A 19,464-nucleotide genomic window follows, 5' to 3' on the forward strand; every position below is an offset into this window, starting at 1 on the left:
GCACCATGACCACAGGAGTTGAGGGTTCCACCCGCTGGCCTGCCATCACCAAGGACGTGGCCGCCTTCCCGGTGCAGCCAAACCTGCTGGACTACGGCGCCGCCCGCAGGGACTTCAGCTGGGACCAGGCGAGGCAGGCGCTGGCCGGGTTGCCGGGCGGCCGGGGCCTGAACATCGCCTACGAGGCCGTGGACCGCCACGTGGCGGAAGGCCGCGGCGCCAAGGAGGCGCTGCGCTTCGTAAGGGCCGACGGCGGCATCCGGTCCCTGAGCTACGGAGGCCTTGCGGAGGCGTCCGGGAGGTTCGCGGCGGTGCTGCGGAGCCTGGGCGTAGGGCGCGGCGAACGCGTGTTCTCGCTGCTGGGCCGCAGCCCGGAGCTGTATGTGGCGGTCCTGGGCACCTTCAAGAACGGCAGCGTCTTCTGCCCGCTCTTTTCCGCCTTCGGCCCAGAACCCGTGCGGCAGCGGCTGCACCTGGGGAGCGGGCGGGTGCTGGTGACCACACGGGCGCTGTACCGGAGGAAGGTGGCGCCCATGCGGGACTCCCTGCCGGACCTCCGCCACGTGCTGCTCGTGGACGCGGACGGCGGCGGGGAACAGGGACCCGGCGAGCCGGGAACCCTGGACCTGGCCGCACTCCTGGCGCAGGTGGACCCCATCGAGGAGATCGCGGACACCCAGCCGGAGGACATGGCCCTGTTGCACTTCACCAGCGGCACCACGGGCACGCCGAAGGGTGCCATCCATGTCCACGACGCCGTCGCCGCCCACTACGCCACCGGCCGCTTCGCACTGGACCTGCACCGGGAGGACATCTACTGGTGCACTGCGGATCCGGGCTGGGTGACCGGGACGTCCTACGGGATCATCGCGCCGCTGGTCCACGGGGTCACCGCCATTGTGGATGAGGAGGAACTGGACGCGGACCGCTGGTACCGGATCCTCGCCGGGCAGCACGTCACCGTCTGGTACACCGCTCCCACGGCGCTGCGGATGCTCATGAAGGCCGGCGCGGAGCGCGCTGCGGGGCATGACCTCTCCGCGCTGCGGTTCATCGCCAGCGTGGGGGAGCCGCTGAACCCGGAGGCCGTGGTGTGGGGCCAGGACGTCCTGGGCCTTCCCGTGCATGACAACTGGTGGCAGACCGAAACCGGCGGAATCATGATCGCCAACTATCCGGCCATGGACATCCGGCCAGGTTCCATGGGCCGCCCGCTTCCGGGCATCGAGGCCGCTCTTGTGGTCCGCGATGCAGACGGCAAGGCGGTCATCAACGACGGGCAGGCGGTGCTGGTCACCGACCCGGACACCATGGGGGAGCTGGCGCTGCGCCCCGGCTGGCCGTCCATGTTCCGCGGCTACCTCAACGAGGAAGAGCGGTACCGCCGCTGCTTTGCCGGCGGCTGGTACCTGACGGGGGACCTGGCAAAGCGCGACGGCGACGGCTACTTCTGGTTCGTTGGCCGCGGCGACGACGTCATCAAGTCCTCCGGCCACCTGATCGGCCCCTTTGAAGTGGAGAGCTGCCTCATGGAGCACCCGGCCGTGGCCGAGGCAGGAGTGATCGGGGTGCCGGACCCCGTGGCGGGCGAAGTGGTCAAGGCCTTCGTGGAACTCAAGGCCGGCCATGAGCCCAGCGAGGAACTCCAGCTGGACATCATCGGGTTCGCACGGAAGCGGCTGGGCGCCGCCGTGGCACCCCGGCTGCTGGACTTCACCGCCACCCTGCCCAAGACCCGCAGCGGCAAGATCCTCCGCCGGCTGCTGAAAGCCCGTGAGCTCGGGCTGCCGGAAGGCGATACCTCCACCCTGGAATCCCCGGCGGCGCCGGCCGCGGCAGGGCAGGACCGGCCATGAGCACCCTCAGGAACCAGGGCGTCCCGGACGCCGGGCATGCCTTGCACCTGCTGCGCCAGATGGTGCGGGTGCGCCGGCTGGAGGAAAAGTGCATCGAGCTTTACAGCGCCGCCAAGATCCGCGGTTTCCTGCACGTCTACATCGGCGAGGAAGCCGTGGCCGCGGGGGTGATGGAAATTCTGGCACCCGATGACGCTGTGGTGGCCACCTACCGCGAACACGGGCACGCCCTCCTCCGCGGGGTCTCGGCGGGAGCCATCCTGGCCGAAATGTACGGCCATGCCGAGGGCTGCTGCAGGGGCCGGGGCGGTTCCATGCACCTGTTCGACGCCGCCACCCGCTTCTATGGCGGAAACGCGATCGTGGCCGGCGGGCTGCCGCTCGCCGTCGGACTGGCACTCGCGGACCGGATGGCCGGGCGCCAACGGGTGACGGTGTGCTTCTTCGGCGAAGGCGCGGTGGCCGAAGGGGAGTTCCACGAAAGCATGAACCTGGCCGCGCTGTGGCAGCTGCCGGTGCTGTTCTGCTGCGAGAACAACCTCTACGCGATGGGAACCGCGCTGGGCCGCTCCGAATCCCAGACGGACATCGCGCTCAAGGCCGCCGCGTACGAGATCCCTGCCTGGGCGGTGGACGGCATGGACGTGCTCGCGGTCGAGGAGGCCGCCAGGCGCGCCGTGGATGCCGTGAGGTCCGGCGGCGGACCCCACTTCCTGGAACTGCGCACCTACCGCTTCCGCGCCCACTCCATGTTCGATCCGGAGCTCTACCGGGAAAAGTCCGAGGTGGCGCAGTGGATGGAACGCGATCCCATCAGCCTGCTGCAGGGCGCCATGGAGGCGGCGGGGCAGCTGCCCGCGGAGGACTGGGCTGCGCTGCAGGCGAACGTGGACGAGGAGATCAGCACCGCCGTCGGATTCGCCGAAAACGGAACGCCGGAACCGGTGTCCGAACTGCTCCGCTTCGTCTACAGCGACCGGCCCGACGACGGCAACGGCGGGACCGCGAATCCAGAGGTGACAGGGAATCCAGAAGCGACAGGGAAAGGCAGGGCAGCAGGATGAAAACCACGTACCGGGAAGCCATGCGCGCGGCCCTCCGCGACGCCATACAGCGCGACGACCGGGTGTTCCTCATGGGCGAGGACGTGGGCCGGTATGGCGGCAGCTTCGCCGTCAGCCTGGGCCTGCTGGAGGAATTCGGGCCGGAACGGATCCGCGATACCCCGCTCTCCGAATCCGGTTTCGTGGGAGCCGGGATCGGCGCGGCGCTGGGCGGCATGCGTCCCATCGTCGAAATCATGACCGTCAATTTCAGCCTGCTGGCCCTGGACCAGATCATCAACAACGCCGCCACGTTGCTGCACATGTCCGGCGGCCAGTTCAACGTGCCCATCGTCATCCGGATGACCACCGGCGCGGGCCGGCAACTGGGCGCCCAGCACTCGCACAGCCTGGAGGGCTGGTACGCGCACATTCCGGGCCTGCGGATCCTGGCCCCGGCCACCCTGGCGGACGCCCGCGGCATGCTGTGGACCTCGCTGCAGGACCCGGACCCCGTGCTGATTTTCGAGCACGGCTCGCTGTACAACGTGGCGGGGGAGCTCGACGACGACGCGGGCGCGGTGGACATCGCCAAGGCCGCGGTCCTGCGGCAGGGGGACGCCCTGACGCTTATTACCTATGGCGGGACGCTGCCCATGGTGCTGGACGCCGCGGAACAGCTGGCCGGCGAGGGTATCGAGGCCGAGGTGATCGACCTGCGGAGCCTCCGCCCGCTCGATGAACACACCATCCTGGACAGCGTGGCCAGGACGCACCGGGCCGAGGTGGTGGACGAGGGCTGGCGCAGCGGCAGCATCTCCGCGGAGATCACGGCCAGGATCGCGGAGAAGGCCTTCTACGACCTGGACGCGCCGGTGGAGCGGGTGTGCAGCGCAGAGGTCCCGGTCCCGTACGCCAAGCACCTGGAGCAGGCGGCACTGCCGTCGGTGGAGCGGATCATGGCCGGCGCCCGAAGGGCCGTGGGTGCCGGTGGCTGAGTTCCGGATGCCGTCCCTGGGCGCGGACATGGAGCACGGCAAGGTGGTGGAGTGGCTGGTCAAACCCGGGGACTACATCCACAAGGGCGACCTGGTGGCCGCCGTGGATACCGATAAAACCGTCATGGATATCGAGTCGTTCCAGGAGGGCGTGCTGGCCGAGTTCCTGGTGGACATCGGCGACACCGTGGAGGTGGGCACCCCCATCGCCCGGATCACCGCCACCCCCGCCGAAGTCCCGTCCCCGGCGAAAGTACCGCCACCGGAACCGTCGCCCGCCCAACACCCGGGCGCCGCGGGTGGCCTTCCGGAGCCGGGCGCAAAGGTCCCGCCGCCTGTCAGGCACCTTGCGCACACGCTGGGGGTCGACGTCGGACGCATCAGCGGCAGCGGTCCCGGCGGCGAAGTGAGCAGGGCCGACGTCGAACGCGCTGCGGCCGCGTCCGTCACCGGGGCGCCTCCACGCAGGGAGCGCAAGGCGGAAGAGCAACCCGAAGCGCGGCCCACACCCCCGGAAACGCGGCGCGTCCGGTCCTCGCCGCTGGCCCGGCGGCTGGCCGCGGAACTCGGCGTGGACCTGCAGGGCATCGCGGGCACCGGTCCCGGGGGTGCCGTGACCGAGGACGACGTGCTCTCGGCCGTCCCGCCCAGGGGGCAGCCGGCCAGCCCAGTCAGCGCGGAGAAGCCGGCGGAAGCACCGCCGGCGGAGCCGTTGGAAGCCGCGGAACCCTCGGGACCTGAACGCGTGGAACCGCAGGAAGCGCCCCGGCGCGGCCGCAGGGAAGCCGGCAGCAAGGCGGAGAGCCTGCGGCAGGCCATCGGGGCCCTGATGTCCCGGTCCAAGAAGGAGATCCCGCACTACTACCTCTCCACCACCCTGGATCTCGCGGCGGCGATGGCGTGGATGCAGGCCGCCAACCAGCAGCGGCCGGTCTCGTCACGGCTGGTGCCGTCCGCCCTGCTGCTCAAGGCCACGGCGCTCGCGGCCAAGGAAGTGCCGGACATGAACGGCTTCTTCACCAAGGGCGCGTTCCATCCCAGCAGCGAGGTGCATCTGGGCGTGGCGGTGGCGCTCCGGCACGGCGGACTGGTGGCCCCGGCCCTGCACGACGCCGACACCCTGACCCTCGATGAGCTCATGGACCAGCTCCGCGACCTCGTGGCCCGCGCCAGGGCGGGCCGGCTGCAGCGCGCCGAGATGGCGGACCCCACCCTCACCGTCACCAACCTGGGCGACCTCGGCGTCGAAAGCGTGTACGGGGTGATTTATCCGCCGCAGGTGGCCATGGTGGGCTTTGGCAAGGTCCTGGAACAGCCGTGGGCGCACAACGGGATGCTCGGCATCCGGCAGGCCGCCATCGCCACGCTGTCCGCGGACCACCGGGTCAGCGACGGGCTGCGCGGTGGACGGTTCCTGGCCCGCATCGACGAACTGCTGCAGGCGCCGGACAGGCTGTGACCCGGCGCCCGTGACCCATTGGACCCGTAAGCGAGGAGGAGCCGTGAACGAACAGGACGCGCGCCAGGCGGTGGAGGCGGCGATCGGGAAAGTAGCCCCCGACGTCGAACCCGAAGAGCTGGTCCCCGGGGCCAGGCTGCGCCAGGACCTGGAACTGGACTCGCTGGACTTCCTCCGGCTGGTGGAGGTCATCGCGGAAAGTACCGGCGTGGATATCCCGGAGGCGGACTATCCCGCGGTGGCCACCGTGGACGGCCTGGTCACGTACGTCGCCGGGCACGGATAGCGGATCTATCCCGCCGCGTGGTCCTGCCCGCGCATCCGGACGGCAACCACCACGCCCGAAACCGCGGTGAGGACCGCGACGGCGGCAATGGCGGCGGGGATGCCGTAGAGGTCGGCGAGGACACCGGAGAGGAGCGCGCCCACGGCAAATCCGCCGTCGCGCCACAGCCGGTAGACCCCCACCGAGCGGGCCCGCCAGGCGGGGTGGGCAACGTCGCCGATGGCGGCCAGCAGGGTGGGATAGACCATGGCGGTCCCGAGGCCCAGCACGACGGCGGCGGCGAGCCAGGGCCCGAAGCCGTGCGCTGAGGCGATGATTGCCAGGGCGCCTGCCTGGACCAGCATGCCGGCCGCGATGAACCATTTGCGGCCCCACCGGTCGGAGGCGGCCCCGGTGACCAGCTGCGCGGCTCCCCAGGCGGCGGGGTAGGCGGCGGCCAGGATGCCGATCTGGCCAAGGCTCAACCCGGCGCCGGCGAACAGGACCGGGAAGAGGCCCCAGGCCAGGCCGTCGTTGAGGTTGTTGACCAGCCCGGCCTGGCTCGCGGCGGAGAGGGAGCGGTCCTTGAAGCTGGTCAGGGTGAACACCTGGCCGGTGGTGAGGGCGGCATGGGCGGTGTGCCGCCCGTTGGCATGCTGCGCGGCCTCGGTCCTGGCGTGGTGGTGGGTCTCCCTCACGGCCAGGACTGTCAGTCCCAGGCCGAGGGCGATATACGCGGCACCCAGCAGGAACGGGGCGGGGCGCAGGCCGTAGGCCGTGGCGAGGTAGCCGGTGGCCAGCGCCGTCACGGCGACGCCCAGGTAGCCGGCCGCTTCGTTGAAGCCCATGGCCAGGCCGCGCTGTTTCGGGCCCACCAGGTCCATCTTCATGATCACGGCGGTGGACCAGGTGAGGCCCTGGCTGATGCCGAGCAGCACGTTGGCGGCCACGATCCAGCCCCACGACGTGCCGAAAATGAGCATGAGCGGGACCGGCACCGCAGCCACCCAGCCCGCCACGAGGACAGGCTTGCGGCCGTACCGGTCGGAGAGCGTCCCGGCGAAGTAGTTCATCGCCGCCTTGGACAGGCCGAAGGCCAGGATGTAGGTCAGCGCCCCCGTGTAAAGGTCCAGGTGGAAGGTCCGGGACGCGAGCAGGGGGAGGACGGTGCGTTCCTGCCCCAGGGTGCCGCCCACCAGGGCGTTGACGGCAACCAGCAGCATGAACTGCGCCAGGTTCTGCTGCAGGCCCAGCACAGTCCCGGCTGGTCCGGCGGTGGGGCGGGGGAGGGTACTGCCCTGCATCGGGTGCTCCGTTCCTGGTGGGGACATCGGGTGTTTCCGGGACATAAAGGTGGCCCGGGCGTGCGGGGGCACGCCCGGGCCGGGATGCCCGGGCAGGAGGGGGGTCATGTCCGGGCGGTCTCGGGGTAGTTCAGCCGTGGTCAGGCTGCGGGGACGCTGTTCCGCCAGGCGTTCCAGCCGGCGTAGCTGCCGTCGAGTTCGACGACGTCGTAGCCGGCACGGCGCAGGGCGCTCGCGGCCACGGAGTTCCGGACGCCTGACTGGCAGTAGCTCACGATGGTTCCACCGATGGGCAGCTCGTCCAGGTGCCACATGACGCGGCCGCCGCTGAGCTGGTACGAGCCCGGCACGTGTCCCGCCTTGTGTTCGGTCTTGTTGCGGACGTCCAGGACCATGGCGGCGTCGAAGTTCTCGAGCTCTCCGGGCTGGATCAGCTTCGGGGTGAACGTGGGCAGGCCTTCGATGCTGGTCAGGTAGCCGGCCACATTGTCGATGCCCACGCGGACCAGGTGGTCCCACATGTCCTGGGCCTGTTCCTGGTCCTTGGCCAGGAGTACCAGCGGGTTCTTGTCCGTTTCCGGGTTGACCACCCAGGCGCCGTAGCTGGCAACGGACTTGCCGGCCGGCACGTTCAGGGAGCGGACCACGGTGCCCTCGTGGACCTCGCCGTTGGAGCGGGTGTCGATGAAGGTCAGGGTGTCCTCCGCCAGGCCCGCGGCGACGGCGGCGGTGTCCAGCTCCTTCAGCGGGGCACGTTCACCCATCACGTCAGGCCCCACGCGGTTTTCGCGCTTCATGCGGCCGAAGTAGGCGTGCGCGTCCGGCTGGCCGTCGAGGAGTTCGTTGATGAAGCCCTGCTCGTCGTTGGCGGCGAGGTAGGGGCCCCACCAGGCGTAGAGGCGTTCGTACCCGACGGTGGAGGACGGGATGGCGCCGAGGGCCTTGCCGCAGGCGCTGCCGGCGCCGTGCGCGGGGTGCACCTGGACGTAGTCCGGGAGGGTGAGGAACTTGTCGCGCAGGCTGGCGAAGAGCTGCTTGGCGCCCCCGAAGCGGGTGTCGATGCCGCCTGCGGCTTCATCCAGCAGGTCGGGACGGCCCAGGTCGCCGGAGAACACGAAGTCCCCGGAGAGCAGGTAGCCGGGCTTGTCGCTGAACGCGCCGTCGGTGACCAGGAAGGACAGGTGCTCGGGGGTGTGGCCTGGGGTGTGGACCGCCTTGATGCTGATGTTGCCCAGGGCGATGGTGTCGCCGTCGTACAGCCGCTCGCCGTCGAACTCGTACTGCCAGTCCGGGCCGCCTTCGCCGGAGACGTAGATCCTGGCGCCGGTGGCGGCTGCGAGCTCGCGGGTGCCGGAGAGGTAGTCGGCGTGGATGTGGGTCTCGGTGACGGCCACGATCTTCATGCCGTTCCTGGCAGCCAGGTCCTGGTAGACGGCGATGTCGCGGCGGCCGTCCACCACAATGGCTTCACCCTTGGCTTGGCAGCCGATCAGGTAGCTGGCCTGGGCGAGGTCTTCGTCGTAAATGCGCTCGATAAGCATGTGGTGCTCTCCTTCAGTTTGAAAGGGGATGGGAAGTTGTTCTGAATCCAGTATAGATACCCCGGGGGGTATACCGCAACGAGGGGTATGCGGCTGTTTGGACCGACAGGTCAGGCGTGCTGTTGGGCTGCCTCGGCGCGAAGCATGTCCACGTCAAGGTTCTTGACGGCCTGGACGATTTCCTCCAGGCCGGTGGCGTTGAGGGCGCCGGGCTGGGAAAAGACCAGGGTCTTGTCCTTGAAGGCCATGAGGGTGGGAATGGCCGTGATGTTCGCTGCCGCGGCGAGGGCCTGCTCGGCTTCAGTGTCAACCTTGGCGAAGGTGATGTCCGGATGGCGTTCCGCGGCCGCGCTGAAAATCGGGGCGAACATGCGGCAGGGGCCGCACCAGGCTGCCCAGAAGTCAACGAACACGATGTCGTTGTCCTCCAGCGTCTGGGCGAAGGATTGCTGGGTGATGTCGATGGTTGCCATGGTCTGTCGAGTCCTTTCGGGCGAATCTTGTTGGTTTGCCCAGTGCCGCGCGGGGCGGGGCTTAGGCGGTGGGGAGTCCGGCGCGGGTCCAGGCGGTCATGCCCCCGGCCATGGTGTCAGCCTTGTAGCCGGCGCCGTTGAGGGCATCGGCGACGGCGGCGCTGCGGTTGCCGCTGCGGCAGACGGCGATCACCGGGACGGCCGGGTCAAGCTCGCCCAGGCGGGCCTGCAGCTGGCCCATGGGGATGTGCAGGGCGCCGGGGATCATGCCCTCGGCGACTTCAAAGTCCTCGCGGACGTCAAGGATGCGCGCGGTGGAGCGGCGCTGGTCGGTTTCGGTGATGGTGATTTCAGCCATGGTGGTTTCTCCTTCGAAGTGGTTGTCGGCTGGTGGTGATGTGTCTAGCGGACGGGTTCGCCGGCCTGGCGCCAGGCGGCCATGCCGCCGCGCACCGAGTAGGCGTCATAGCCCTTGGCGGCCAGCATCCGGGCTGCGGAGGCGGACCGGACGCCGGAGGCGCAGACGGCAATCACCGGGCGGGCCTTCTGGATACCGGCGGTGCTGGTCTGCAGCCGGTCCAGGGGGACGTGCTTGGCCTGCGGTGCCCGGCCGGTCCGCCATTCCTGGGCGGACCTGACGTCGATCAGCGTGGCACCCGAACCCAGGAGTTCCTTGGCCTGGGCCACTGAAATGGTTTTGTAGGGCTTGCTGAAGGCCTTCTTGAGGGAATCGATCAATCCCATGGTGTTCTCCTCTGTGGATGGGTCAGGCGGTGACCGTGCCGGCGGTGACCCACGCCGCGACGGCGAAGATGAGGACCGCGAACGAGATGCGGATGTGCTTGTCGTGCAGGTGCCGGGCAAACCGGGCGGCTACCAGTGATCCCACGATCGCGGGAATGGCGAACGCCAGGGTGGTGGCCCAGTCAATGGTGTAGCCGGCCGCGTGGGCGCTGAACCCGGCAGCCGAGTTGACCACGATGATGGCCAGGGAGGTTCCCACGGCCTGCTTCATCCGCAGGCCCAGGAAGATGGTCAGTGCAGGGGTGATCAGGAAGCCGCCGCCCACACCGAGGAGCCCGGTGAGGAACCCGACGAGCAGGCCCACTCCCACGGCCTTTGGGGCGCAGGACCGGAATGCCCGGTGCGGGCCGATGCTGCAGGAGCCCTCGGTTTCGCGGGGTTTGCTGAGCATCCGGATTCCCGCAATCACCATGATCGCGGCGAAGGCCAGCATCAGGATGTTCGGATCCAGCAGCTTGCCCACGGCCGCGCCTGCCCAGGCTGCCGGGATGCCGGCCGCCCCGACCAGGGCGATGACAGGCCAGTTCAAGCCCTCACGGATGCGGGGGAACAGGGCCGCCAGCGAGGAGATTCCCACCACCAGCAGCGAGGTGGGAATGGCCTGGGCGGGGCTCATGCCCACGCCGTACACCAGGGCAGGAACGGCAATGATGGACCCGCCGCCGCCTACTACGCCCAGTACGACGCCGACGACGAGCCCCAGACCCAGGGCCGCGATCATGCTGCAGCGCCCTCTTCAGCCGGCTGCACGGGAAGCTGCAGGATGGCGCTCTCGCGGGTGGGCTCCTTGGCGGCCTTGTTCCACGGCATGGCAGACAGGGCCTTGCCCATGGCGCAGGTGTTGGTGGCGGCCGAGAAGGTCAGGCCGGTGCCGATGGCACCTGCCAGCATGCGGACCTTGGGGGAGACGAACTTGCCTCCGGCCAGGCCGAGTATCACCAGGGAGCCGGCTGCCAGGCGGACCTGCCGTTCAAGGTCCCAGCGGTCCTTGCCCTTGACCACGTCGCCGCCCGCAGCGGCAAAGCCGGGAACCCCGCCGGTGAGGACATAGGCGGTGTCCAGGCCCACGGTGGCCATGCGCTGGCGGGCCTGTTCGGCGCGGACGCCGGACTGGCAGACCAGGACCACGCGTGAGCCCAGCCGGGCGGCCAGTTCATCGGTGTGCTCGGAAAGCAGCGGCAGCGGCACGTTGTAGGAGCCGCGGATGTGCATGGACTCGAATTCTGCGGCAGAACGCACGTCGATCACCACGAGGTCCTGGTGCTCTGTGATCCAGGACTGCAGGGTCTCGGGAGCCAGTGCGGTCACGGCGCCTGCTTTGGAAGGGGAAGTCATAAGTAGCCTCTCGGAAGGGGTCTGGTGGATACCCCACCGAGTATTACAGATACCCCCGGGGGTAGTCAAAACACCCGTGGGGGTATATAGTTGACGGCAAGCCCCCCATCAATGGAGACCCCTTATGGAACTGAACCCAACCGAACTCACGCCCGTGATCAACCGCCTCAAGCGCGCGCAGGGCCAGCTCGCCGCCGTCACCCGGATGCTTGAGGAAGGCCGGGACTGCAAGGATGTTGTCACCCAGCTGGCGGCCGTATCCAAGGCCCTCGACCGGGCCGGCTTCGCCATCATCGCCACCGGACTGGAGCAGTGCATCGTCCAGAAGGACGAGGCCATGGACCGGAAAGACCTGGAGAAGCTCTTCCTCTCCCTGGCATAATTCGACGCCCCGGCAGCCCAAAGGCAGCGGACCATCCGGCAACTCTAAGGAGCAGCATGACCTACACCCTGGCCACCACCGTCTCCCTCCCTTGGGCGGAAGCCGTGGACCGCACCCGTGAAGCCCTTGCCGCCCAGGGTTTCGGAATCCTGACCGAAATCAACGTCCGTTCCACTTTCGAAGCCAAGCTCGGCGCTGAAGCCGCGGACGCCGTCGGGGATTACGTCATCCTCGGCGCATGCAACCCGGCCCTTGCCAGCCGCGCCCTGGCCGCCGAACCCGAAATGGGCGCCCTGTTGCCCTGCAACGTCGTGGTACGCCGCAACGCGTCGGCGGACGTCACCACGGTGGAAGCCATTGACCCCCAGACCATGGTGGGGCTCAGCAGCGCCCCCTCGGTCAAGGAAGTGGCGGACGACGCCGGCACGCGCCTGCGCAAGGCCCTCGCCAGCCTTGGCGGGAAAAGCAACTGATGGCTTCGGACAGCGGACCCGCGGTGGACGCCCCGGATGAAGGCGCCCGTGGGCTGCTCATCCATGCCGCCGGCCCGATTGGGCACGACGCGCTCACCGGCATCCTGCGCAGCGCCGCCAACGCCCGTGCCGCGCTGGGTGCCGCTGCCGCCATTGAAGTAGTGGTCCAGGGCCCCGGCGTTCAACTCCTCTCCAAAGGCTCGGCCCTGAACGAGGCAGTGGGCGACGCCCGGCAGCTGGGGGTGCAGCTCCTCGCCTGCGGCAACAGCCTGCAGTCGGCAGGGCTCGAGGGCTCAGACCTCACGGCAGGGGTGCAAACAGTGCCTGCGGCCATCGCCCACCTGGCCCGGCGCCAGTGGGATGGATGGGCCTACGCCCGCCTCTGAGCACCCCGCCCTGTAAGGCACCGGAACAGAGCCGGAAAAACGAAAGGGAAGATCATGGCCCAACCCCTGGTCATCGTTTTCGATGTGAACGAGACCCTGTCCGACATGGCCCCGCTTGGCGAAGCGTTCGCGCAGATCGGCGCGCCACGAGGGCTGGCAAAACTCTGGTTCGCCATGCTCCTGCGCGACGGCTTCGCCCTCGCCGCCTGCCGTGACAACCAGGCCTTTGCCGCCATCGGCACCGATGCCCTCCGCACCCTGCTGGAAGCCGAAGGGATCTCCGGGAATCTGGACACCGCCGTCGAACGCATCATGGCTGCCATGCAGAACCTGTCCCTCCACCCTGATGTGCCTGAGGGCGTCCGTGCCCTGGCCGCGTCCGGCCACCGGTTGATCACCCTGACGAACGGGGCAACAGCCAACACGGACAAGCTGCTGGTTGCCGGCGGCGTCCGGGACAAGTTCGAGATGCTCCTCTCCGTCGAGGACGCACCTGCGTGGAAGCCGGCCAGGGCAGCCTATGAGCACGCGGCGACGTCGGCGGGAGTTGAGCCTGACAACATGCTGCTGGTTGCCGTGCACCCCTGGGACATCCACGGCGCAGCCAAGGCCGGACTTCGGACGGCGTGGATCAACCGGACCGGCGGCCGGTACCCCGCCTATTTCCAATCCCCGGACATCGTCATCCCGGCACTGACCGGACTGGCGGCGGTCCTCGCTGCATAAGCGCGTGGCCAAGGCCATCCTGGAGCACCTCGCTAGCGGACGATGGTCCGCACCCGGGCTGCCAAGGGGAGTTCCGCGCGGTGCCGCTGTTCGAGTTCTGCGACGTCGCGCCCGAACGAGAACAGCAGCAGTGTGAGTGCCACCGCCGGAGCCGCGGCAGCAACAGCAGATGGGGCGGCGGGGACCAGGCTCACCAGCAGTGCAAACGGCTGGCATGCCCCGATCAGCCTGCGGGACGGCCGGGGCGGCAGCGTGGCGCGGAGGTGGGGGAGGAAAAACCCCGCGGCCACGAAGGCGTAGTACATGCCACCGATGCCCAGGACCCAGGGGCCAACCACCGCGGCGGATGCGACGGAGAGCACCAGGACCAGGGCGGCATCGGTGGCGGCATCGAAGCGTGCCCCTTCCGCCGACGAGGTTCCCGTGCGCCGCGCCACGGCACCGTCGAGCCCGTCCAGGAGGAAGGCGGCGCCGCCCAGGACCAGGAGAAGCAGGTTCGCGCGGCCGCCGGTGAACAGCTGGGGGACCGCCAGGACCGCGCACAGGGCCACGAGGACCGCCCGCAGCAGGGTGACGCGGTCTGCCGGCGTTGAGAAGCGCGGGATGCGCCGCAGGACGGATCCGACGGCGGCACCGGCCACCAGGGCCCCTGCGCACACTCCGGCGAGCTGAAGCGCCGGTCCGGATGGTGACGCCGATGTCAGCCACAAGGCAGCGAGTCCGTAGACGGCGAGGGTGCCCAGCGCATCGGGCAGTGCCCGTTCAGCTGCGCCCATCTGCCACCTCCCCTCGCACGCCGGCACCGGCTGCGGTGATCCTCACCGGCGGCGGCGTCCGGCCGTGACCCGGGTGCCGTCGTCGGACTTTCCCCTGCGGCCGGAACGGATCAAGCCTACGGCGGCCAACAGGGCGCCGGCTCCCTCCGCAACGGCGCTGAGGGTCTTCGAGAAGAACCAGACGGGGTCGTACATGGCCGGGATGGGCCCGATGGCGGGGATGTCCACGTACCGGTACAGCATGACGGCGGCGAACGCGCTGAAGGCCACCACCAGGGCCACGGCATAGGCCGCCCTGCTGCCGCGGACCAGGACATAGACGCCGGCCACCAGCGCGGCCGCGGCCTCAAGCAGGAACAGCGTGCCCTGGCTGACGGTGCCCGGCTGCGCGTACGGGTAGCCCGGGGCCAGGAAAAGATGGACGCCGGCATCAATGAACAGCGCCAGAGCGGTCAGTAATCGTAGTGCCACGCTTATGTATACGCCGGATGTTCCCTCCCGGTTCACCCGGTACTGGCAGGAATGTGGGTTTTATGGGGAATATTTAGAGTCCGCCCAGGCTTGCGCGATTAGCAGGCAGCGAAGCCTGCGGCCCTACCAGTAAGGAGAACTGCGATGACCCTTCCCAAGGAAATCACGCCGGGAACATGGACCCTGGACATGGCGCACAGCGAGATCGGCTTCAGCGTCCGCCATGCCGGAATCAGCAAGGTCCGCGGCCGCTTCACCCAGGCGCAGGCCGAGGCACGGGTGGGCGAGTCCCTGGCCGATTCGTCGGTGCACGCCACCGTCTCCACCGCCAGCTTCGACTCCGGCGACGCCAACCGCGACAACCATGTGCGTGGGGCGGACTTCTTCGACGTGGAACAGTTTCCGGAAATGACCTTCCGCGGCACCCATATCGAAGGTGACGGCGAGGAGTACACGCTTACCGGCGACCTGACCATCAAGGGCGTCACCCGGCCCGTGGAACTGGAGGTCGAGTTCACCGGCGTCGCCGTGGATCCTTTCGGCGCCACCCGCGCCGGGTTCTCCGCCGAAACCGAGATCAGCCGCAAAGAATTCGGGCTGACGTGGAACGCAGCCCTGGAGGCCGGCGGCGTGCTGGTCAGCGACAAGGTGAAGATCAACCTCGAGGCAGCGCTGGTCAAAGAGGCCTGACGCTGCAAGTTCCGCGGCGCCCGGTTCTCAGGGCGCCGCGGGCCGCACCTTCACGTTCCCCAGGGAGCGGATCAGGGCGACGGCGGTGATGGACCCCGCGGCCATGATGGACGCCAGCACCACCACCTGGAACCGCCCGGCTTCCAGGGGTGAGGCGCCCCCGAAGATCGCACCCACAAACGCTCCCGGAAGGGTGACCAGGCCGGTGGTTTTGGTCTGGTCCGTGGACGGGATCAGGGCCGAGTGCACCGCCTGCCGGGCCTGCAGCAGGGTGGCCTGCCGGGGTGTTGCGCCCAGGGCCAGCCAGCCCTCCACCTGGTCCCACTGTTCAATGATGGCCTCGACGAACCGGCGGCCGGCCAGGGTGGCGATGGTCATGGAGTTGCCGATCACGATCCCGCCCACCGCCAGCGCATACCGCGGCGAGAACTCAATGGCACCTGTTCCAAACACGATGGCCACCGTCACCAGGATGCCCGCGGCCATGGTCCCGGCCACCACGGCGAACCGCCGCCAGGACCACGTGAGCCTGCGCGTGGCGGTCACGGACGCCACGCTGAACATCACCGCCAGCGCCGCCCCCACCCACAGCGGATTGGAGATGACCCCGCCCAGCACCAGGCTGATGACCGCGAGCTGCGCCGCGCCGCGGAGGATGGCCAGGGCGGGGGAGAGGTACGACGGCGTCCGCGCGCCCCAGAGGACGCCTACCGTGAGCGCCGCCAGGATGGCAACGGCCGCCAGGGTGGGCAGCAGTGCGGCAAGGGCGGGCATGCCGCCAGCTTAGCGGCCGGGCGGCCGCCCGCCCGGCAGGGCTGCGCCTAGGAGTTGCTGTCCGCGATCGCAGAGCTGACCGCCGTCGGGCTGTCATACTCCCGGTCAGGAAGGGCCTCGAGGGCGTCCATCACGTTCTTGTCCGCCCCGGAGTCCTTTGCGCGGGAGAGCAGGTCCCCGCGCTTGGCCGGGTAGTCGATGCCGCCCAGGAACTTCTGGATCTGGATCGGGTTGGGGGTGTCCGCCATGGTACCGGTTTCCTTTCGATGTCGGCCGGCTGTTCGCCGTTGCCCACGTGGTTCGGGCTGCGGTGGAGCCATCGTAGTCCTGCACCCGGCCCTGCGGAATGCCGCCATGATCCGGCCTGTCCTCCCCTGGGTTTGTTCCCGTGGCAGGAGGGGATAAGACTGTGGGTATGGGACGTGGAACGCTTCGGATCTTCCTGGGCGCGGCGCCCGGGGCCGGCACCACGTACGCCGCACTGCGGGAAGCCTGCCGGCTCCAGGCCGGGGGCAGGGATGTCGCCGTCGGCATTGCCGCTGCGCATGGGCGGCCGGAAACGCAGCAGCTCCTTGAGGGGCTCCACGCCGTGGCGCCGCACCGGGTGCAGACCGCCGCCGGGGCGCAGGCAGATGAGCTGGATGCCGGTGCGCTGCTGGAGCGGCGGCCGGACGTGGCCGTGGTGGATGACTACGCCCACGTCAACAGCCCGGGCAGCAGGAACAGCCAGCGCTGGCAGGACATCGAGGAGCTGCTGGCCGCCGGCATCGACGTGCTGTCCACCCTTTGCGTGCAGCAGCTGGCGTCGCTCAAGGATGCCGTCGCCGCAATCACCGACGAAGCAGCGCAGATGACGGTGCCGGATGAGATTGTCCGGCGGGCCGACCACATTGAACTCGTGGACATCTCCCCGGCACTCCTGCGCCAACGGGTCGCCGAAGGCAAGGTGTTTCCGAAACACAAGGTTGACGCCGCCCTGGCCAATGAGTACCGGCTGGGAAATCTCTTCGCGCTGCGCGAGATCGCCCTGATCTGGCTCGCAGACAGGGTGGATGAAGGCCTGGCGGCCTACCGGGAAAGCCAGGGAATCACCGCCACCTGGCCCACGCGTGAGCGGGTGGTGGTGGGGCTTGCCGGCGGCCCGGAAGACGAGGTGCTTATCCGGCGGGCAGCCCGGATCCTGTCCAAGTCGAACGGCAGTGAACTCCTGGCCGTCCATGTGCGCGGCACCCGGGCGCGGAAGGGGGCTTCCGAACAGGGGCTGGATGCGCAGCGGCGGCTCGTCACTGACCTGGGTGGCACGTGCCACACAGTTTCGGGAGATGATCCGGCGCAGTCCCTGCTGGAGTTCGCCCGGAGCACCAACGCAACGCAGATCGTCATCGGCGCGTCGCCCGGGCACCTGTGGAGCCGCATTCTGGGGATGGGCGTGGGCGCCAAGGTGGTGCGGGAATCCGGGGACATCGACGTGCACCTGGTTTCCCATCCGCAGGCCGGGCGCGGGCTGCCCCGCAAGGCCCCCGCCGCGCTGGGCCGTGCCCGCACCGTTGCCGGCTACATCCTCTCTGTGCTCCTTCCCGTCCTGGCAACCGCGGCCCTGTCTCTGGGCCAGGCACTCAACCTCGCCACCCAGGCGCTGGTCCACCTGACCGGAGTGCTGGCGGTGGCGTTCGTTGGCGGGCTGTGGCCGGCCGTGCTCGCCGCAGTCCTGGCCTCGCTGCTGCTCAACTACTTCGAAACGGATCCCGTGGGCACGCTGGACATCAGCGACCCGCAAAACGTCTTTGCCCTGTTGGTATTCCTCGGAGCCGGGGTTGCGGTGTCACTGGTGGTGGGCCTGTCGGAACGGCGGGCGCAGGAGGCCAGCCGTGCCCGTGCCGAAGCAGCCACCCTGGCGGACCTTGCCAGGGACGCCCTGCTGGCGGACGATACCGTGGCAGGCTTCCTGGACAAGGCCCGCGAAACCTTCCAGGTCCGGGCCGCCGGCCTCTTCACCCGGTCCGGCGACAGGCAGGCGGGGTGGGAACTCCAGGCCTATTCCGGAGATGCGGCACCACCCGCCCCGGACAGGGCATCCTCCCTGACGGACAACGTGGAACTGGCCGATCCACGCACCGCCCTGGTCCTATCCGGACGCACGCTCACGTCCGGGGACAGGCTCCTCCTAACGGCGCACGGCGCCCACCTCCTGCTGCTGCGGCAGCACGACACCCTGCAGCGCAGGCTGAAGAGCACCACGAAAATGGCGGAGGGCAACAGCGTCCGGACGGCGATCCTCAACGCGGTCAGCCATGACCTGCGCACCCCGCTGGCCGGGATCAAGCTCGCCGTGACCGCACTCCGCCGTCAAAACCGGAGGCTGCCGGCAGAAGTGCAGGCCGAGATGCTGGCCACCATCGAGTCCTACTCGGAGCGCCTGGAGGCCCTCATCTCCAATCTTTTGGACATGTCCAGGGTTTCCAGCGGTTCCGCCGCCCCGCACCTGGCGCCGGTCACATGGCGCGATGCCATTGAGGACGCGCTGCGGGGCATTCCCCCGGAGCACATCCGGGTTGAGCTCGCCCCCAACCTGCCGCCCGTTGAGGCTGACCTGGGAATGCTGGAGAGAGTCATCGCCAACATCGTGGAAAATGCGCTCAAGTATGCCCCGGGCTCCGATGTGGTCATCGTGGGCGTTACCGGCGTGGCGAACGCAGGGGACGACGGCGCGACGCCCTTTGGCGAATTGCGGATCGTCGATCACGGCGCAGGTGTGCCCGCTGCCGCCGTCGTGGAAATGTTCCAGCCGTTCCAGCGGCTCGACGATGCGCCGGACGGGCTGGGCATCGGGCTGGGCCTGGCCGTGGCGAAAGGTTTCACGGAGGCCATGGGCGGCCAGCTGGTACCCGAGCCGACCCCCGGCGGCGGCCTGACCATGGTGATCCGGCTCCCGCTTTCCACCGGCCACTACGCACCAGGCTTTCGCCAGGAAGCAGGCAGCAGAAAAGCATGAGAACTGTTCTGATCGTCGACGACGAGCCGCAGCTGCTGCGCGCCCTGCAGGTCAACCTGCAGGCCGAGGGCTACCAGGTGCTGACGGCACTGGACGGGGCCACCGCCCTGAAGCACGCGGAGGGCGGACATCCCGATGCCATCGTCCTCGACCTGGGCCTGCCGGACATCAACGGTGTGGACGTGATCACCCGGATCCGCCGGACCAGCAGCACGCCGATCATCGTGCTCTCCGCACGGCACGGGTCCGTGGACAAGGTCCGTGCCCTGGATGCCGGGGCCGATGACTACGTGACCAAGCCGTTTGGACTGGACGAGCTGCTGGCCAGGCTGCGCGTGGCGGGGCGGCGGAGCACCACCCCTGAAGCGCCGGACCCCGGTCCCGCCGTCGACGCGGGGGACTTCGAGGTGGACCTGGCCAACCGGAAGGTGACCCGCGACGGCGCCCCGGTCCGGCTCACGCCCCGCGAGTGGGCCATCCTCCAGCTGCTGGTGAAGAACCCCGGGCGGCTGATCACCCAGCAGCAGATGCTCGCCACCATCTGGGGTCCCGGCTACGACAACGAGACCCACTACCTCCGCGTCTACATGGGGCAGCTGCGCCGCAAACTGGAGGCTGATCCGGCCCGGCCGCGCCACCTGCTCACGGAAGCCGGGATGGGCTACCGCTTCGAACCCTGAGCCGCCAAAATCCGGCAGTCCCCGGCTGGACCGGGG

At 69.1% G+C, this 19,464-nt stretch carries 23 protein-coding genes; 12 read left to right on the top strand and 11 right to left on the bottom strand.

All coding sequences use genetic code 11. The annotated features are described in order from the left end of the window. Nucleotides 1-5 precede the first annotated feature (5 nt). The 5 genes from acsA to VXJ37_RS00865 are packed head-to-tail and all read left to right on the top strand — an operon-like array spanning nucleotide 6 to nucleotide 5,642. Complete coding sequence (gene acsA, locus VXJ37_RS00845) at nucleotides 6-1,856, top strand: acetate--CoA ligase (RefSeq protein ID WP_331321182.1); 1,851 nt, start codon at nucleotides 6-8, stop codon at nucleotides 1,854-1,856. Further along, complete coding sequence (pdhA, locus tag VXJ37_RS00850; RefSeq protein ID WP_331321183.1) at nucleotides 1,853-2,920, top strand: pyruvate dehydrogenase (acetyl-transferring) E1 component subunit alpha; 1,068 nt, start codon at nucleotides 1,853-1,855, stop codon at nucleotides 2,918-2,920. The genes acsA and pdhA overlap by 4 nt, the downstream gene beginning before the upstream one ends. Then, the gene (locus VXJ37_RS00855; protein WP_331321184.1) at nucleotides 2,917-3,897 is read left to right on the top strand and encodes an alpha-ketoacid dehydrogenase subunit beta; all 981 of its coding nucleotides are present in this window, start codon (nucleotides 2,917-2,919) and stop codon (nucleotides 3,895-3,897) included. Before pdhA ends, VXJ37_RS00855 begins: the two co-directional genes overlap by 4 nt. Beyond that, nucleotides 3,890-5,356, top strand: a complete 1,467-nt coding sequence (locus VXJ37_RS00860) for a 2-oxo acid dehydrogenase subunit E2 (RefSeq protein WP_331321185.1) — start codon at nucleotides 3,890-3,892, stop codon at nucleotides 5,354-5,356. Before VXJ37_RS00855 ends, VXJ37_RS00860 begins: the two co-directional genes overlap by 8 nt. A gap of 43 nt (nucleotides 5,357-5,399) precedes the next feature. After that, entirely contained in the window at nucleotides 5,400-5,642 is a 243-nt protein-coding gene (locus VXJ37_RS00865; RefSeq protein ID WP_331321186.1) for an acyl carrier protein, read from the top strand. A 5-nt stretch (nucleotides 5,643-5,647) separates the two neighbouring features. Here VXJ37_RS00865 and VXJ37_RS00870 read toward each other — a convergent pair whose 3' ends face one another. The 7 genes from VXJ37_RS00870 to VXJ37_RS00900 form a co-directional block, all read right to left on the bottom strand. Then, nucleotides 5,648-6,925 carry an MFS transporter gene (locus tag VXJ37_RS00870; RefSeq protein WP_331321187.1) on the bottom strand — a complete coding sequence of 426 codons (1,278 nt, stop codon included), beginning with the start codon at nucleotides 6,923-6,925 and terminating at the stop codon, nucleotides 5,648-5,650. Between the two features lie 140 nt (nucleotides 6,926-7,065). Continuing rightward, nucleotides 7,066-8,466: an MBL fold metallo-hydrolase gene (locus VXJ37_RS00875; protein ID WP_331321188.1), complete on the bottom strand. Its 1,401-nt coding sequence runs from the start codon at nucleotides 8,464-8,466 to the stop codon at nucleotides 7,066-7,068. 110 nt (nucleotides 8,467-8,576) lie between these two features. Further along, nucleotides 8,577-8,939 carry a thioredoxin gene (trxA, locus tag VXJ37_RS00880; protein ID WP_331321189.1) on the bottom strand — a complete coding sequence of 121 codons (363 nt, stop codon included), beginning with the start codon at nucleotides 8,937-8,939 and terminating at the stop codon, nucleotides 8,577-8,579. A gap of 61 nt (nucleotides 8,940-9,000) precedes the next feature. Continuing rightward, the gene (locus VXJ37_RS00885) at nucleotides 9,001-9,297 is read right to left on the bottom strand and encodes a rhodanese-like domain-containing protein (protein ID WP_331321190.1); all 297 of its coding nucleotides are present in this window, start codon (nucleotides 9,295-9,297) and stop codon (nucleotides 9,001-9,003) included. A 44-nt stretch (nucleotides 9,298-9,341) separates the two neighbouring features. Next, the gene (locus VXJ37_RS00890) at nucleotides 9,342-9,683 is read right to left on the bottom strand and encodes a rhodanese-like domain-containing protein (protein ID WP_331321191.1); all 342 of its coding nucleotides are present in this window, start codon (nucleotides 9,681-9,683) and stop codon (nucleotides 9,342-9,344) included. A 22-nt stretch (nucleotides 9,684-9,705) separates the two neighbouring features. Continuing rightward, nucleotides 9,706-10,464 (bottom strand): sulfite exporter TauE/SafE family protein, encoded by a 759-nt coding sequence (locus tag VXJ37_RS00895; protein WP_331321192.1) that lies wholly within the window; start codon nucleotides 10,462-10,464, stop codon nucleotides 9,706-9,708. Then, a complete protein-coding gene (locus VXJ37_RS00900; protein WP_331321193.1) occupies nucleotides 10,461-11,078 on the bottom strand; it encodes a rhodanese-like domain-containing protein in 618 nt (205 codons plus the stop codon). The genes VXJ37_RS00895 and VXJ37_RS00900 overlap by 4 nt, the downstream gene beginning before the upstream one ends. Before the next feature lie 124 nt (nucleotides 11,079-11,202). Here VXJ37_RS00900 and VXJ37_RS00905 point away from each other — a divergent pair, with 124 nt between their 5' ends. Genes VXJ37_RS00905 through VXJ37_RS00920 form a run of 4 tightly spaced genes read left to right on the top strand, consistent with a single transcriptional unit; the run spans nucleotide 11,203 to nucleotide 13,045 of the window. Continuing rightward, a complete protein-coding gene (locus VXJ37_RS00905; RefSeq protein WP_331321194.1) occupies nucleotides 11,203-11,460 on the top strand; it encodes a metal-sensitive transcriptional regulator in 258 nt (85 codons plus the stop codon). A 56-nt stretch (nucleotides 11,461-11,516) separates the two neighbouring features. Further along, complete coding sequence (locus tag VXJ37_RS00910; protein ID WP_331321195.1) at nucleotides 11,517-11,933, top strand: DUF302 domain-containing protein; 417 nt, start codon at nucleotides 11,517-11,519, stop codon at nucleotides 11,931-11,933. Then, on the top strand, nucleotides 11,933-12,319 hold the full coding sequence (locus tag VXJ37_RS00915) for a DsrE family protein (RefSeq protein WP_331321196.1): 387 nt from the start codon (nucleotides 11,933-11,935) through the stop codon (nucleotides 12,317-12,319). Before VXJ37_RS00910 ends, VXJ37_RS00915 begins: the two co-directional genes overlap by 1 nt. Before the next feature lie 54 nt (nucleotides 12,320-12,373). Then, entirely contained in the window at nucleotides 12,374-13,045 is a 672-nt protein-coding gene (locus VXJ37_RS00920; protein ID WP_331321197.1) for a haloacid dehalogenase type II, read from the top strand. Nucleotides 13,046-13,077: 32 nt separating this feature from the next. Here VXJ37_RS00920 and VXJ37_RS00925 read toward each other — a convergent pair whose 3' ends face one another. Both VXJ37_RS00925 and VXJ37_RS00930 read right to left on the bottom strand, forming a co-directional pair. Then, the gene (locus VXJ37_RS00925; protein ID WP_331321198.1) at nucleotides 13,078-13,821 is read right to left on the bottom strand and encodes a CDP-alcohol phosphatidyltransferase family protein; all 744 of its coding nucleotides are present in this window, start codon (nucleotides 13,819-13,821) and stop codon (nucleotides 13,078-13,080) included. 42 nt (nucleotides 13,822-13,863) lie between these two features. Further along, nucleotides 13,864-14,292, bottom strand: a complete 429-nt coding sequence (locus VXJ37_RS00930; RefSeq protein WP_331321199.1) for a hypothetical protein — start codon at nucleotides 14,290-14,292, stop codon at nucleotides 13,864-13,866. Nucleotides 14,293-14,436: 144 nt separating this feature from the next. Between VXJ37_RS00930 and VXJ37_RS00935 the strand changes: the two genes are divergently transcribed. Further along, nucleotides 14,437-14,982, top strand: coding sequence for a YceI family protein (locus tag VXJ37_RS00935; RefSeq protein ID WP_331321200.1), 546 nt, complete (start codon nucleotides 14,437-14,439; stop codon nucleotides 14,980-14,982). Nucleotides 14,983-15,009: 27 nt separating this feature from the next. Here the strand turns inward: VXJ37_RS00935 and VXJ37_RS00940 are convergent, their stop codons facing one another. Both VXJ37_RS00940 and VXJ37_RS00945 read right to left on the bottom strand, forming a co-directional pair. Then, nucleotides 15,010-15,756, bottom strand: coding sequence for an ABC transporter permease (locus VXJ37_RS00940; protein WP_331321201.1), 747 nt, complete (start codon nucleotides 15,754-15,756; stop codon nucleotides 15,010-15,012). 47 nt (nucleotides 15,757-15,803) lie between these two features. After that, nucleotides 15,804-16,004 carry a DUF2795 domain-containing protein gene (locus VXJ37_RS00945; RefSeq protein ID WP_331321202.1) on the bottom strand — a complete coding sequence of 67 codons (201 nt, stop codon included), beginning with the start codon at nucleotides 16,002-16,004 and terminating at the stop codon, nucleotides 15,804-15,806. Between the two features lie 167 nt (nucleotides 16,005-16,171). On the opposite strand from VXJ37_RS00945, the gene VXJ37_RS00950 reads away from it, so the two are divergent. Together VXJ37_RS00950 and VXJ37_RS00955 are read left to right on the top strand one after the other, a co-directional pair. After that, on the top strand, nucleotides 16,172-18,748 hold the full coding sequence (locus VXJ37_RS00950; RefSeq protein ID WP_331321203.1) for a DUF4118 domain-containing protein: 2,577 nt from the start codon (nucleotides 16,172-16,174) through the stop codon (nucleotides 18,746-18,748). Then, nucleotides 18,745-19,428, top strand: coding sequence for a response regulator (locus VXJ37_RS00955; protein ID WP_331321204.1), 684 nt, complete (start codon nucleotides 18,745-18,747; stop codon nucleotides 19,426-19,428). The genes VXJ37_RS00950 and VXJ37_RS00955 overlap by 4 nt, the downstream gene beginning before the upstream one ends. The last annotated feature ends 36 nt before the right edge of the window (nucleotides 19,429-19,464 follow it).

Origin of the sequence: Pseudarthrobacter phenanthrenivorans (assembly GCF_036455295.1) — a bacterium.
Classification (GTDB): domain Bacteria; phylum Actinomycetota; class Actinomycetes; order Actinomycetales; family Micrococcaceae; genus Arthrobacter; species Arthrobacter phenanthrenivorans_C.